The 13,390-nt window shown below is 71.8% G+C and carries 15 protein-coding genes; 10 read left to right on the forward strand and 5 right to left on the reverse strand.

Translation table 11 applies throughout. From position 1 onward, the window contains the following. The first annotated feature begins 30 nt into the window (after positions 1-30). From MNZ39_RS11515 to MNZ39_RS11525, 3 genes are all read left to right on the forward strand, one after another. Positions 31-429, forward strand: a complete 399-nt coding sequence (locus MNZ39_RS11515) for a hypothetical protein (protein WP_242338531.1) — start codon at positions 31-33, stop codon at positions 427-429. Positions 430-554: 125 nt separating this feature from the next. After that, positions 555-1,238 carry a hypothetical protein gene (locus MNZ39_RS11520; RefSeq protein WP_242338533.1) on the forward strand — a complete coding sequence of 228 codons (684 nt, stop codon included), beginning with the start codon at positions 555-557 and terminating at the stop codon, positions 1,236-1,238. Positions 1,239-1,250: 12 nt separating this feature from the next. Continuing rightward, positions 1,251-2,135 (forward strand): ATP-binding protein, encoded by an 885-nt coding sequence (locus MNZ39_RS11525; protein ID WP_242338534.1) that lies wholly within the window; start codon positions 1,251-1,253, stop codon positions 2,133-2,135. Between the two features lie 42 nt (positions 2,136-2,177). Here MNZ39_RS11525 and MNZ39_RS11530 read toward each other — a convergent pair whose 3' ends face one another. After that, entirely contained in the window at positions 2,178-3,341 is a 1,164-nt protein-coding gene (locus MNZ39_RS11530) for an aspartate kinase (protein ID WP_242338537.1), read from the reverse strand. Between the two features lie 224 nt (positions 3,342-3,565). On the opposite strand from MNZ39_RS11530, the gene rpoZ reads away from it, so the two are divergent. Beyond that, entirely contained in the window at positions 3,566-3,832 is a 267-nt protein-coding gene (rpoZ, locus tag MNZ39_RS11535; protein WP_242338539.1) for a DNA-directed RNA polymerase subunit omega, read from the forward strand. A gap of 136 nt (positions 3,833-3,968) precedes the next feature. Here the strand turns inward: rpoZ and MNZ39_RS11540 are convergent, their stop codons facing one another. Then, entirely contained in the window at positions 3,969-4,655 is a 687-nt protein-coding gene (locus MNZ39_RS11540) for a hypothetical protein (protein WP_242338541.1), read from the reverse strand. Further along, positions 4,652-5,275, reverse strand: a complete 624-nt coding sequence (locus tag MNZ39_RS11545; RefSeq protein WP_242338542.1) for a hypothetical protein — start codon at positions 5,273-5,275, stop codon at positions 4,652-4,654. Before MNZ39_RS11545 ends, MNZ39_RS11540 begins: the two co-directional genes overlap by 4 nt. 396 nt (positions 5,276-5,671) lie before the next feature. Between MNZ39_RS11545 and groES the strand changes: the two genes are divergently transcribed. From groES to MNZ39_RS11570, 5 genes are all read left to right on the forward strand, one after another. Beyond that, complete coding sequence (gene groES, locus MNZ39_RS11550; protein ID WP_242338544.1) at positions 5,672-5,965, forward strand: co-chaperone GroES; 294 nt, start codon at positions 5,672-5,674, stop codon at positions 5,963-5,965. Between the two features lie 39 nt (positions 5,966-6,004). Next, positions 6,005-7,657 (forward strand): chaperonin GroEL, encoded by a 1,653-nt coding sequence (gene groL / locus MNZ39_RS11555; RefSeq protein ID WP_242338546.1) that lies wholly within the window; start codon positions 6,005-6,007, stop codon positions 7,655-7,657. A 1,015-nt stretch (positions 7,658-8,672) separates the two neighbouring features. Continuing rightward, positions 8,673-8,897 carry a hypothetical protein gene (locus tag MNZ39_RS11560; RefSeq protein ID WP_242338548.1) on the forward strand — a complete coding sequence of 75 codons (225 nt, stop codon included), beginning with the start codon at positions 8,673-8,675 and terminating at the stop codon, positions 8,895-8,897. 64 nt (positions 8,898-8,961) lie between these two features. Continuing rightward, positions 8,962-10,188, forward strand: coding sequence for an IS481 family transposase (locus tag MNZ39_RS11565; RefSeq protein WP_242338550.1), 1,227 nt, complete (start codon positions 8,962-8,964; stop codon positions 10,186-10,188). A gap of 386 nt (positions 10,189-10,574) precedes the next feature. After that, the gene (locus tag MNZ39_RS11570; RefSeq protein WP_242338551.1) at positions 10,575-10,778 is read left to right on the forward strand and encodes a hypothetical protein; all 204 of its coding nucleotides are present in this window, start codon (positions 10,575-10,577) and stop codon (positions 10,776-10,778) included. Positions 10,779-10,847: 69 nt separating this feature from the next. Here the strand turns inward: MNZ39_RS11570 and MNZ39_RS11575 are convergent, their stop codons facing one another. Beyond that, positions 10,848-11,288 carry a hypothetical protein gene (locus MNZ39_RS11575; RefSeq protein ID WP_242338553.1) on the reverse strand — a complete coding sequence of 147 codons (441 nt, stop codon included), beginning with the start codon at positions 11,286-11,288 and terminating at the stop codon, positions 10,848-10,850. Positions 11,289-11,487: 199 nt separating this feature from the next. Here MNZ39_RS11575 and MNZ39_RS11580 point away from each other — a divergent pair, with 199 nt between their 5' ends. Further along, positions 11,488-12,999 (forward strand): hypothetical protein, encoded by a 1,512-nt coding sequence (locus tag MNZ39_RS11580; RefSeq protein WP_242338555.1) that lies wholly within the window; start codon positions 11,488-11,490, stop codon positions 12,997-12,999. 24 nt (positions 13,000-13,023) lie between these two features. Here the strand turns inward: MNZ39_RS11580 and MNZ39_RS11585 are convergent, their stop codons facing one another. Next, positions 13,024-13,389, reverse strand: coding sequence for a metal-sensitive transcriptional regulator (locus MNZ39_RS11585; RefSeq protein WP_242338557.1), 366 nt, complete (start codon positions 13,387-13,389; stop codon positions 13,024-13,026). Between the last annotated feature and the right edge of the window lies 1 nt (position 13,390).

A 13,390-nucleotide genomic window follows, 5' to 3' on the forward strand; every position in this document is an offset into this window, starting at 1 on the left:
TTCCGGGGGTCGGCGACCCCCGCCAGCAAGGTGCACGACTTCCATCCCGCCATCCGGCCGAACGGGCTCTACTGGATCGCGGACGTCCCGCCCGGCGCGCTCGTCGTCTCCGGGGACGGGCGCAAGGCGACCCTGCGGCTCACCGGGCTCGCCGTCATCGACCAGCCGCGCTGGCCCGAGCCGGACGCCGACGCGCGCCGGGCGCGCCTCGACGTCACCGTCGTCTGGACGGCGACCGACGAGCCCGTCACCATCGACGACCCCGCGAAGCAGTTCCGGTTCAAGGGCTGGAAGGCCACGGCGCAGGCGGAGGCGCGCGTCGAGGTGCCGTCGCTCGGCTTCACCTGGCGCTCGGACCCGCTCGCCACCTCGCGCGCGAAGTTCGGCGTCATCGGCGAGGAGGCGAACGGGCGCTATTACGGCGCGTGATTTCGGCGGCGGGCCGGCGGCCCGTGTCGCACCTCGCGGTTCGCACGGCCGGGCGCCGAAGCGGCGCGGCGGCGCCGGGGAGGACGCCGCGCCCGTCGTACCCGCCGCGTATCCTCCGCTCCGCCGTGTCGGACCTCCCCGCCTCCGCGCTCGACTACGCCGCCGTGGTCTCCGAGTACTTCCTCGGGCTGCGCGGCGCGGGGCTCATGCTGTCGCCGCTCGACGAGGAGCTCGTCTGCGAGTGGGAGCGGCGCGGCATCCCGGTCGCCGTCGTCTGCCGGGGCATCCGCCGCGGGCTCGAGCAGCAGCAGGAGGGCGGCGCCCGGCCGCCTCGCTCGCTGCGGGCGCTCAGGCTCGCCGTCGACGACGAGTGGCGCGACTACCGCAGCGGCCGGGTGGGCGACGCGCCGCCGGGACCGGCGGGAGAGGAGCCGGTCGCCGCGTCACGCCTCCGCGCCGCGCGCACGCTCCTCACCGAGGCCGGACGTTCCGCGCCGCCCGCGCTGCGGGAGGGCTATCGCGCCGCGTGGCGCGCGCTCGAGCCGGCCCTGGCCCTGGCGGCGGCCGGCGAGACGTCCCCGCTCGCGCGGCTCGACGCCGCGCTGGCCGAAGCCGACGCCCGCATCCTCTCCGCCTGGCTCACCTCGCTCGAGCCGCCGGTGCGCGCGGCCCTGGGGCCCCGCGTGCGCCTGCTCGCCGGCCCGCGCACGCGTTCGGCGAGCCGCGCCGCCTATCGCGACGCGCTCCGGGCCCACGTCTCCGACGCGGCGCGGGCGGCGGGGGTCACGTGCCTCCGCGGTTCGGTGTAGACTCCCGCCCCCATGCCAGACCCCGGGACGACCTCCTGCTCCGACTGCGGCGGCGGCGGCTACGTCGTGGAGCAGGTGCTCGGGCAGCCCGCGCGGGCCCGGCGCTGCACGTGCCAGTCCGCCTGCCCTCGCTGCGGCGAGACCGGCTACACCCTCGTGCCGTCGGGCGGGTCGATGGTCGCGCAGGTCTGTTCGTGCCGGCACCTGGACGAGCGGATCGGGGTGTTCAACCAGATCGGCATCCCCGCCGCCGTCGCGAAGGCCTCGTTCGACGGGTTCAAGAGCTGGTCGCCGGACCACGCCAAGGCGAAGGCGGTCGCCGAGGACTTCGCGCGCAAGTTCCGCAAGGACGCGCCGACGAAAGGCTACCTCCTCTACGGTCGCCCGGGCGCGGGCAAGACGCACCTCCTCGTCGCGACGCTCCGCTACCTCGCGCTCGAGAAGGGCGTCGCCGGGCGGTACGTCGAGTTCATGCTGCTGCTCTCCGACATCCGCTCCGGCTTCGACGCGAACCGCGGCCACATGGAGATCCTGCGGCCGCTCCTCTCCGTCCCGGTGCTCGCCATCGACGAGCTCGGCAAGGAGCGCGGCACCGAGTGGGAGCGCTCGATGCTGGACGAGCTCATCAGCCGGCGCTTCAACTCCGGCCTCGCGACGCTGTTCGCGACGAACTACTTCCTCGAGGCGCGCGCCCCCGCCGAGGAGCCGGGGCGCGTCGTGCGCACCCGCTCGCCCGAGTTCCAGCGCGACGCCGAGGCGATGACGCTCGCCCAGCGGGTGGGCGATCGCATCTACTCGCGGCTCAACGAGATGTGCAGCTTCGTGAAGCTCGACCCCGGCCACGACCTCCGCAAGGACCGGCACGGCGCCGGGAGCGGCGGGTTCTGGGGGTCGTGAGGGGCGGAGGAGCCGCCGCGCGGCGCCCGCGCGAGGCCGCGCTCAGCCGATGAGCCGCCGGTGGAGCTCCCGCGCCGCGTCCGGCAGCGCGCGCGCGTCGCAGTAGGCCGTCACGCGCAGCGCGGAGGTGAAGAGCGCGCGGGCGGGCGCGCCGAGGCCGTCGAGCACGCCGGTGACCTCGCGCAGCACGCGATGCCCGGCGGAGAGTCCGGTGCCCACCACCGAGACCGCGCCGAGCCCCTCGTCCGCGATGTCGATCCCGGGCACGTCGGCGCGGAGCGCGCGCGCGAGGAGCTCCCAGTCGTGCACGTTCTCGAGCGCGAGGACGAGCCCGGCGCGCGCGCCCGGCATCGCGATCTCCGCGGCGACGGCGCCGCGCCCCTCGAGCCGCTCCAGCACGGCGGGGAGCGCGGCGGCGGGCAGGCCGAGGAGCGCGAGCTCCTTCTGCGTCGCGACGCCGGCGATCCGCTCCGGGTGCGTCCCGCCACGGACCACGGTCTCCTCCGCGCCGCCGAACGTCGAGCGGGCGTGGATGGCGATGCCCCGCTCCTTCGCGAACTCGACCGCCTGCGCGTTCAGCACCTTGGCGCCGGCCGCCGCGAGCTCCTGCATCTCGTCGTACGAGAGCGCGTCGAGCCGCCGCGCGGCGGGGACGACGCGCGGGTCCGCGGAGAACACCCCCGCGACGTCCGAGTAGATCTCGCAGTCGCCGCCGAGCGCCGCCGCGAGCGCGACCGCGGTCGTGTCCGAGCCGCCGCGGCCGAGCGTCGTCACCTCCTTGCGCGAGGAGACGCCCTGGAACCCGGCGACGATGACGACCTTGCCGCGGGCGAGCTCCTCCTGCACGCGGTAGGGCCGCACCTCGACGATGCGCGCGGAGGCGTGCGCGTCGGTGGTGAGGATGCCGGACTGGCTGCCGGTGAAGCTGATGGCGTCCACGCCCTGGTCCTGCAGCGCCATGGAGAGGAGCGCCATCGAGATGCGCTCGCCGGCCGTGAGGAGCATGTCGAGCTCGCGCCGGGGCGGCGCCGACGAGACCTGCTTCGCGAGCGCGAGGAGCTCGTCGGTCGTGTCGCCCATCGCGGAGACGACGACGCACACGTCCTTGCCCGCGCGCCGGGTCGCGGCGACCTTCGCGGCCACCTTGCGCATCTTCTCGACGTCGGCGACGGACGAGCCGCCGTACTTCTGCACGACCACCGGCATGGGGGACCTCCGGGCGCGAGAGCTTGCCCGCGGAGCGCCCGCCGGTAAAGGGCCGGCAGGGCGCAGGAGCGGCCGCTCGCCCGCCCGGGGCGGGGTGCGATATCTCTCGTGCTTCCGCACCCCCGGAGGCCGCGGGCTCCGGGCGGGCCGCGACGGAGGTTGACCCGACCCGAAGACCCTCTTATCTTCCGCCGTTCCGCCGTAACGGAAAGAAGGAAGAGCTAATGGCCCGCGTCACCGTCGAAGACTGCCTCCCCATGGTCGACAACCGCTTCGCGCTCGTGCTCCTCGCGACCAAGCGGACCCGTCAGCTGATGGCGGGCGCCCGGCCGCTCCAGGGCATGACGAAGAACAAGCCGCCCGTGCTCGCGCTCCGCGAGATCGCGACGGGCAAGGTGCGCTTCGACCGCTCGGTGAAGGACGCGCTCTCCGGCAAGTTCGACAAGGAGAAGTCGACGATCCCGGCCGGCCAGACGCGCACGCTGCGCTAGTCGCCTCCGCTCGCCCTCCGCAAGTCGGGGCGAGCAGGTCGCGGCGATCGCAAGCCGTCGCACCCCGCGGGCGCGCCTCACCGGCGCGCCCCGTTCGTTTCTGTGGCGCGAGGGTCTCGCCGCGCCGCCCCCCTCGTCACTGCGCCGTCCGCGCGCCCAGGTAATCGAGCTTCTCGCGCCCGCCGAGCCTGTAGCTCTGGCGCAGCTCGCGGAGGAGCCCCTCGATGTCGGCGTCCTCGACGAACCGGCCCTCGAGCCAGCGCGCGTAGCCGCCGCCCAGCCGGTTCGCCTCGCGGTAGCGCGCGAGCGCCTCGGGACCGAGGTGGGCGTGGTACCGGACGCGCTCGAAGAGGCGCCGGCGGAGCGCGCCGCTCGTCCGGCGGAGCCCGCGCCGCCACAGGTGCAGGAGCAGGACCGCGAACTTGTCCACCTCCGCCTGCGCCTCGAGCTCGAGGAGCGAGACCGGTCGCCCGGCCGCGGCGCGGGTGGCGAGGTAGACGAAGTGCGAGACGCCCTCGGCGGCGCAGGCGACGCGCGCGAGCGCGGCGCGCGCGACGAGGCGGGGGCGCCGGTGGTGCGGATCGGCCGCCGCGGCGGTCTCCATCACCGCGTCGTCGAGGTAGAGCCCCAGCGCGACCCCGTCGTCCTCCTCGAGGACGAGCAGCTCCTCCGGCGCCTCCGGTACCCGCCCCGCCGCCCTCGCCGCCTCGCGCCCGACGAGGAACGCGGCGACCCGCGGCGCCTCCACCGCGTAGATCGCCTCGAGCTCGCCCTGGAGGAACGCGAGGGTCCGCCCTGCCCGGCCGCGCGCCGCGCGCGTCACTGCGGCAGCTCCCCCTTGCCTCGCCGTGCGCCCGGCCCGGCGAAGAGCGCGACGCCTCGCTCGCGGAGCAGCTGCGCGACGCGCTCGGAGCGCGTCTGGAGGAAGCGCTCGTAGAGCCGCACGAGGCCGCGGTTCGAGCGGAGGTCCGAGAGCTCCGCGATCTCGGCGAAGAGATCCACGAACTGCTCGAACCGCCCGGAGAGCTCGCCGTAGAGCGCGTCGAGCCCCGGCCGACCGCGCTCGGTCTCGGCGAGGGCGGAGTACGCCCGCTCGCCCATGGCGATGTAGTAGTCGACGTCCACCGGCGAGCGCGCGAGCGAGTCGCCGAAGAAGCCCGAGACGAAGAGCGCGGTGTCTCCGAGGCGGCGCAGGTGCGCGGCGCGCGCGCGCCGGTCGGCCTGCAGCGCGCGGAGCAGGACGAGCGCGAGCGGCTCGGAGCGGACGGTCCCGTCCGCTTCCTCCACGAAGAGCCGCTCCGTCTCGAGGAACCGGGTGAGGAGATCGACGAGGTAGAACTCGGTGGCCTCCTGGATCTTGAGCCTGCGGGTCGAGAGCGTGTCCGCGACGAGCTCGCGGAACCATTCCTGCGCGGACTTGCCGACGAGGATCGACTGGCTCACGGTTGCCGGGCCCTCCTCTCGCCCCTCCACGAGGCGCCCTCCCCGACCGGCGGAGAGCGACCTCCTTCCAGAACGGTACGCTCTGCGATCTCCTGCGGCAAGCTGCCGCACTTGCGACGGATTTCCCGGGGGCCACGCCGCGTCGCGCCAGCTCGAGCAGCCTGGCCGGGCGACTGCCAGCCGCCGCCTCGGCACTCGATCGGGTCGACTGCCAGCCGCGGGCAAAAAAGGCGCCCGTTTTCGGGGCTTTCGCGATCCGCGGTGCTCGCTTGACACCTCGGGGGCGGTGATTAGGATCCGCCGCGCCGCTGGCAGTCGGTTGGGTCGAGTGCCAGCGGCGTGAACGACCTGCTCATCGTCCCGGCGCGGCGCGCCGGGATCACACCGGAGGCATCCATGACGAAGATCCGCCCGCTGCAGGACCGCATCATCGTGAAGCGCGTGCAGGAGGAGGAGAAGACGAAGGGCGGCATCATCATCCCCGACTCGGCGAAGGAGAAGCCGATCGAGGGCAAGGTGCTCGCCGTCGGCAACGGCAAGGTCCAGGAGGACGGCAAGGTCCGTCCGCTCGACGTGAAGGCCGGCGACCGCATCCTCTTCTCCAAGTACGCGGGCACCGAGATCAAGATCGACGGCGAGGAGCACCTCATCATGCGCGAGGACGACATCCTCGGCGTGATCGAGAGCTAGTCGCCCGCCTTCCCCTCTCAAGAAACGGAGCACATCAGAATGTCTGCCAAGGAAATCTGCTTCGACCAGAAGGCGCGCGACGCGATCCTCAAGGGGGTCAACACGCTCGCCGACGCCGTGAAGGTGACGCTCGGGCCCAAGGGCCGGAACGTGGTCATCGAGAAGAGCTTCGGCTCCCCGACCATCACGAAGGACGGCGTGACGGTCGCGAAGGAGATCGAGCTCGAGAACAAGTTCGAGAACATGGGCGCGCAGATGGTGAAGGAGGTCGCGTCGAAGACCTCCGACGTCGCCGGCGACGGCACCACCACCGCCACCGTGCTCGCCCAGGCGCTCTACCGCGAGGGCTCGAAGCTCGTCGCGGCCGGGCACAACCCGATGGACATCAAGCGCGGCATCGACAAGGCCGTCGAGATCATCGTGGGCGAGCTGAAGAAGCTCTCCAAGCCGACGAAGGACCAGAAGGAGATCGCCCAGGTCGGCATCATCTCCGCGAACGGCGACACGACCATCGGCAACATCATCGCCGAGGCCATGGAGAAGGTGGGCAAGGAGGGCGTCATCACCGTCGAGGAGGCGAAGGGCCTCGAGACGACGCTCGACGTGGTCGAGGGCATGCAGTTCGACCGCGGCTACCTCTCGCCGTACTTCGTGACGGACGCGGAGCGGATGGTCGCGAACCTCGAGGACGCGTACATCCTCATCCACGAGAAGAAGATCTCGAACATGAAGGATCTGCTCCCGCTGCTCGAGCAGATCGCGCGCTCGGGCAAGCCGCTCCTCATCGTGGCCGAGGAGGTCGAGGGTGAGGCGCTCGCGACGCTCGTCGTGAACAAGCTCCGCGGCACGCTGCACGTCGCGGCGGTGAAGGCGCCGGGCTTCGGCGACCGCCGCAAGGCGATGCTCGAGGACATCGCGATCCTCACCGGCGGCCACATGATCGCCGAGGAGCTCGGCCTCAAGCTCGAGCAGGTCACCCTGAAGGACCTCGGCCGCGCGAAGCGCATCTCGATCGACAAGGACAACACCACGATCGTCGACGGCGCCGGCCAGAAGGCCGACATCGAGGCGCGCGTGAAGACGATCCGCGCCCAGATCGAGGAGACCACCTCCGACTACGACCGCGAGAAGCTCCAGGAGCGGCTCGCGAAGCTCGTCGGCGGCGTCGCGGTGATCAACGTCGGCGCGGCCACCGAGACGGAGATGAAGGAGAAGAAGGCCCGCGTCGAGGACGCGCTGCACGCGACCCGCGCGGCCGTCGAGGAGGGCATCGTCCCCGGCGGCGGCGTGGCGTACCTGCGCGCCGTGAAGGCGCTCGAGGGCATGAAGGTGAGCGAGGGCGAGAAGTTCGGCCTCGACATCGTCCGCCGCGCCGTGGAGGAGCCGCTCCGCCAGATCGCCGGCAACGGCGGCTACGAGGCGTCCATCGTGGTGAACAAGGTGAAGGAGGCGAAGGAGGCCAACTTCGGCTTCAACGCCGCCTCGGGCGAGTACGAGGACCTCGTGAAGGCCGGCGTCATTGACCCGACCAAGGTCTCGCGCTCGGCGCTCCAGAACGCGGCCTCGGTCGCGTCCCTCATGCTCACCACCATGGCCCTCATCGCCGAGAAGCCGAAGGAGGAGGCCGCGGCCCCCGCCGGCGGCGGGATGGGCGGGATGGGCGGCATGGGCGGCATGGGCGGGATGATGTAGCTCGCCTCCCGCCGGCCCCGCGCCCGCCTCAGGGCGGCGCGGACCGCGGGAACGCTCGCAGGAATCGAAGGGCCGCCGGGAGACCGGCGGCCCTTTTTCTTTGGCATTTCCATTGGCGCCGCCAGGCGAGCGCGGTCGCGCTGCTCGCGCTGCTCGCGGTCTCCGCCCCTCGCCGGTCACGTCTACCGGGTTCGCGGGCGTGTCGGTCGAGGGTCTGCAGGTACTCCTACGCTCAGAGCGATCGACGCGACGGGTGTGGCGTTCGGCCGCGAGCCCATGACACCGCTCGTGTGCTGCACGATGCGGCATACAGCGCCGCGGGCAATTCGGGTCTTCCGGTGGACCACTGGTCGGGATTCGGGCCGCCCGGAGAACGAGCACCCGACCGAGTCCTTGTGTTTCACGGGAGTGTATCACGATGCGCGCACGCGAAGTGAAAGGCCGGATTCCCCTGGCCTCTCACTCTTGGAACCACCGGGGTCATCGATGCTCGCCGGGATGGTGGCGGCACAGCTGCTGTTCTTGACGCAGGGAGTCTGTGCCACCGGGAGTACGCGTACCTGCAAGCTCAGCGGCTGCGCCACTGCCGAGCAAGTCTGCCACCTGACGCGACGCCTCCGTGGTACCGGCCCCCACGGAGCTTAGAAGATGTTCAAGTCCGAGTGGAAAGGTTGGCTCATCATCACCTTTGCGCTTCCGGTTGTCGCCCTGGTTCTAGCCCTGCTTGTCGTGCTCGTCCTTCGGTTCGTCCATTAGCCGTGACTCGACATCCGTTGGTCCTGCCGTGGAAATGAAACTCAGGTGTACCCCAGCCACGCCATTGTGGGTTGGCGCGGGTGCGGCGCTACTTGGGATAGGGCTCACCGTCCTGCCGCGATACCGAAACGCCCTCGGCGTCGTGCGATCGGCAAGCGTTCTATCGATATCCGTTGGCCCGGCACTCGTCTGCGCACTGATGCACGTTGGCTGTGCAGTACTGGCAACAACGCGGCAACCCCCTCGAGGTCGCATCGTCGTGCTCTGCGGCGTCTACGACGTCATCGTCGGCGCGTTGATGTGGGTTCCATGGGCGGGGCTTTGGTTCAGTCTGTTCGCGCCGTTCAGCTTCGTGGCTTTCATCGCGGCGTACGGATCTCGCGGCGTCCAAGTACTGGGCTACATCGCAGCGGCCACGGCAACCTTCACGATTGGCATCTGGATCGTGGGGGTGCGGTACCAAGACATCGCTGACGCTTTTTGAGTCAGGACATCGCTGACAGTCGTGGCTGCTCGACTGTGGCGTGCCCTGGAAAGTTCAGCGAGCCATGAGCCAGAAGCTGGAGTTCGTCGAGAAGGCGACCAAGCCCGGCGCGAACATCTCGGCGCTGTGCGTCGAATACGGGATCTCGCGGCAATCCGGCCACAAGTGGTTGCGCCGCTACCGCGAGCAGGGGTACGCGGGTCTGGTCGAGCACAGTCGGCGTCCCGCCTCGAGCCCGCTCGCCACGGCGGAGGAGATCGTGGTCAGCATCGTCGAGCTCCGGGACAAGCATCCGAGCTACGGGCCGCAGAAGATCGCGCGCGTCCTGGCGAGGCGGCTCGGCCCGAGCACGCCCAGCGCGTCGACGGTCGCTCGGGTGCTTCGGCGCCTCGGGAAGATGAAGCGCAAGCGGTACCCGGTGAGGGTCTGGACCGTCGCCGGGCGTCCGCGTGTCGAGGTGAAGGGGCCGAACGACCTCTGGACCTTCGACTTCAAGGGCTGGTGGCGCGCACAGAACCGAGAGATTTGCGAGCCCTTGACCGTGCGCGACGCATTCAGCCGCAAGGTCCTCGCGGTGACGCTCGTGCCGAGCCGGCACACCATCCACGTGCGCCGTGCGCTGGAAGCCTTGTTTCGCAAGCACGGCGTGCCGCTCGCAATGCAGTGCGACAACGGAAGCCCGTTCGCCTGCTCGCGGGCGCGAGGAGGGATGACGCACCTCTCCGCCTGGCTCGTGTCGCTCGGAATCCGGCTCGTCCGCTCCCGCCCGGCGTCGCCGCAGGACAACGGCGGACACGAGCGGATGCACCGCGACCTCTCCGAGCTGGAGCTCAGGCCCGCCAAGAGCCGCAGAGCGCAGCAGCGCGACTGCGACCGCTGGATGGTCGACTTCAACGAGGTCCGCCCGCACGACGCGCTCGGCGGCAAGACGCCGTCGGAGGTCTACCGCGACTCGCCGCGGCGCTCGCTCGTACCGATGATCCCCAACTACTCCGGCGACTGGCAGACACGTCGGGTGAACCGCATGGGGATGGTGCGCATCGCCGGCGACTACGTGTTCCTCAGCACCGCCCTCATCGGACACATCGTCGGGCTCCGCCAGGAGAGCGAGCTGCTGTGGCGCGCCCGGTACTTCGACGTGGACCTGGGCACCCTCGAGATCGTCCCGTTCGACCACGCCCTCGCCCAGAACACGGTGATGCCACCTGTCACCTGGGTAAACACCGAGCAGCGGATTCGTCAGCGCGGGAGACAAGCCAAGATCCCGAGCAAAGTGTCAGCGATGTCTTGACTGGTTCCGGGTCGAGTCCGTTCGATTGCGCGAAACATCTGAACGCACTGTCGGATGAGCTGTTGAGCGCTCGCTGCCATCGGCGCGCTTTCTGTGGCGAGCGCGCCGAAGCCCACCAGGGCGCCTCCATCGCTCACCGTTCGGCGGGGCGAAACGGATGCTCTTCGGGGATTCCCTCGCCACTGTCCGACGAGATGTTTACTTCGTGACGACCGCGGGAACGCTCGCAGGCTCGAGGGGCTGCCGGGAAACCGGCAGCCCCTTTTCCTTTGGGCTTTCGAGCAGTTCGCGCCCGGCGCTCCCGCGCAGCCCCCCGGGGAGAACCCCTCCTCGCGGACCCCGCCTTTCGCGGCACCCGCTCGCCCTAGGGCGCGCACCATGGGGTCATGAAAAAGCGCATCGTCAGGACGAAGTGGGCGACCATCGAGCGGCCGGGCGACGTGGGCATGGACCTCCCTGCCGGCGTGACCGCGGCGCAGCTCAAGCCGACGGACTACCACCCGATGGAGATGGAGCAGGCGGAGCAGCCGACGCCGAAGGCGCGCGTGGCCGCGAAGGTGCGGCGCGCGCTGCACCACTCGCACCGGTAGTCACTCCCCGCCTCACGCGCGGCTCGCGCCCGTGCGACCTTCGCTGCATGGGCCGGCCGCGCGTGGACTTCAGCCCGGGTTTCGCGGCGCCACCTCTCCAGGGAACAGCGCGCCGGCGACGAGGGCGATCGCGGCCACGACGCGATCGAGGAACACGATCGCCGGCAATGCGAAGGCGAGCCCCAGCGCGAACGCCCACAGCCGCCGGTGCGCCGTCTCGAGCTGCGTCGCCACGAACACCGAGGCGCCGAACATCGCGAGCGTGAGCGTCCCGCCGACGAGCAGCGCCGCGGGCCAGCGCAGCCCCAGGAGCCGCAGCGCGCCGGAGATGGCGACGAGCCCCGCGACGTTCAGCAGATCGCGCCCCGTCCCCGCCCACCACGCGCGCTGCTCCTCGTCGCGCAAGCGGAGCCCGATCTCCTGCAGCAGCAGGAACGCGAGCACGGCGGCGAGGTAGGCCGCGACTGCGAGGGCGCGAGCCGCGCCCGCGGGCGGGACGATGGTCCACACGCCAGGACGTCTACCAGAACCCGCCGCCTCTTCGGACGGTCCCCGGACACCCGCCCCGGACGGCCGGGCAGGGTGGGGCACGGCGCGGGCACCCGCCCCCGGCGGACGCGCGCCCGCGCGGCCGGCCGTGCCCCTGCGCAGGCGGATTGAGCGGCCGCGCCCGGGGGTGGACGATCGAGCTGCGCTCGGGAGGTGCACCGTGAGCCATGCACACGAGCTCGCGCTCGCAGCCGTGCTGCTCGCCGCGGCGGCGTGCGGAGGAAACGGGAAGGACGGCGGCGGTCCCCCTCAGCCTGTGAGCTACGCCGTGCGCATCGCGCTCACCGGACCGGGCTCGGTTGACGTGACGGGCGACGCGGCCGGCAAGTGCCAGCGGACGTGCAGTCTCTCCGTGAAGGCTGGCGGACGGGTGGTCCTCACGCCGGTGCCGGACGCGGAGGCGTCGTTCGAGGGCTTCGGCGGCGCGTGCTCGGGGAGCGGGCCGTGCCCGCTGGAGGTGAACGCGGACGTGGACGTGACGGGGACGTTCGAGGCGACGCCGTCGCCGGCGAACGTGACGCTCACGATCGTGCGCGCGGGCGACGGGCAGGGCGAGGTCACGAGCGATCCCGCGGGCGTGAGCTGCGCCGCCTCCGCGTGCACCGGCGTCTTCGCGAGCGGGGCGACGGTGACGCTCACCGCGACGCCGGACGCCCGCTCGCGCTTCGAAGGATGGGAGGGCGGCGGGTGCAGCGGGACGACCACCTGCGCGCTCGTCCTCACGGCCGCGACGAGCGTCACCGCGCGCTTCGCGCTCGGGGCCCCGGGCACCTACGCGTTGAAGGTCCTCTCCCATCCGGACGGCACCCTCACCGCCGGGAGCGGCATCGACGCACGCGGCGACGTGGCGGGCACGCTCTTCGCCAGCGAGTGCTGCGAGTCGCAGGTGTTCGTCTACGACGCCGCGACCGATCGCGTGACCCTTCCGCTCCCCGACCACCGGGGCGCGCGAGGGGTGGTCATGAACGACGAGGGCATGCTCATCGTGTCCCTCGAGGACGGGAAGTACTACCGCTTCGAGGACGGCGCCGTGCTGTCCGCGCTCGGCGCGATGACCCCGCAGGCGCTGAACGTTCACGGCTGGGCGGCGGGCTGGATGGAGGCGGGGCCCGGCCCGCTCCACGCGGCGGTCGACGACGGGACGACGCTCCGGGATCTCGATCCGGGCGGCACCGCTGCCAGCACCGCGAGCGGCATCAACGCGGCGGGGATCGTCGTCGGGAGCCGTGAGGGCAAGGCGGTCGTGTTCGAGGCGGGCGGGCCCCGCGAGCTGCCGGTCCCCGCCGGCTCGGTGGCGCTGGACGTGAGCGACGACGGGAAGGTCGTGGGCGCGGCGAACCGCAGGTTCAAGTGGACGGAGCAGGCGTTCCTCGCCGAGCTCGCGAGCGGCGACGTCACGCTCGTCGATCGCCCGAGCGACGCCGCGGGCATCAGCCTCGACCGGATCAACCGGGCCGGCACCATCGCGGTCGGTCAGCTGTATTCGGGCTTCGGGACGGGGGACGGGTGCGTGTACCGGAACGGCAAGCTCGAGCGGCTCGGCGACCTCGTCGAGCTCCCCCCAGGCATGCGCATCCTCCACGTGGGAGGCGTGAACGACCGCGGACAGATCCTCCTCACGCTCGTCGACGGGCACGGCCGGACGTCGCCCGCCATCCTGACACCGCGCTGAGCCGCTCGCCGGCCGGGGTGAGGCTCAGCGCGCGCTGCGGTACATGAGCTCGACGAGCTCGTCGTACATCGCCTCGGCGTCCTCGCCCCCTGCGCGGATCGCGTTCGTCGCGCAGTGCTTCAGGTGGTTGCGCATGAGCTCGCGCCCCACGCCGCGGAGCGCCTCGTGGACGGAGGCGATCTGCGTGAGGATGTCGGCGCAGTAGCGCCCCTCCTCGACCATCTTCTGGAGCCCGCGCACCTGGCCCTCGATGCGCCGCAGGCGCTTGAGATTCGCGTCCTTCGTGGCGGGATCGACCGCGGCGGCCTTCCCGCCCGGCCCCACCTGCTCCGCCGCGCCGCACGGGCACTGCGCCTCCACGGCCACCGCCTCCTTCGCGCTCTTCGCCATG

This window comes from Anaeromyxobacter sp. SG66 (assembly GCF_022690805.1).
In the GTDB taxonomy this organism is placed as follows: domain Bacteria; phylum Myxococcota; class Myxococcia; order Myxococcales; family Anaeromyxobacteraceae; genus Anaeromyxobacter; species Anaeromyxobacter soli.

Coding starts and splice junctions, on each gene's coding strand:
- MNZ39_RS11525 (WP_242338534.1), top strand. CDS start 1,251: ATGCCAGACCCCGGGACGACCTCCTGCTCCGACTGCGGCGGCGGCGGC.
- MNZ39_RS11530 (WP_242338537.1), bottom strand. CDS start 3,341: ATGCCGGTGGTCGTGCAGAAGTACGGCGGCTCGTCCGTCGCCGACGTC.
- rpoZ (WP_242338539.1), top strand. CDS start 3,566: ATGGCCCGCGTCACCGTCGAAGACTGCCTCCCCATGGTCGACAACCGC.
- groES (WP_242338544.1), top strand. CDS start 5,672: ATGACGAAGATCCGCCCGCTGCAGGACCGCATCATCGTGAAGCGCGTG.
- groL (WP_242338546.1), top strand. CDS start 6,005: ATGTCTGCCAAGGAAATCTGCTTCGACCAGAAGGCGCGCGACGCGATC.
- MNZ39_RS11565 (WP_242338550.1), top strand. CDS start 8,962: ATGAGCCAGAAGCTGGAGTTCGTCGAGAAGGCGACCAAGCCCGGCGCG.
- MNZ39_RS11570 (WP_242338551.1), top strand. CDS start 10,575: ATGAAAAAGCGCATCGTCAGGACGAAGTGGGCGACCATCGAGCGGCCG.
- MNZ39_RS11585 (WP_242338557.1), bottom strand. CDS start 13,389: ATGGCGAAGAGCGCGAAGGAGGCGGTGGCCGTGGAGGCGCAGTGCCCG.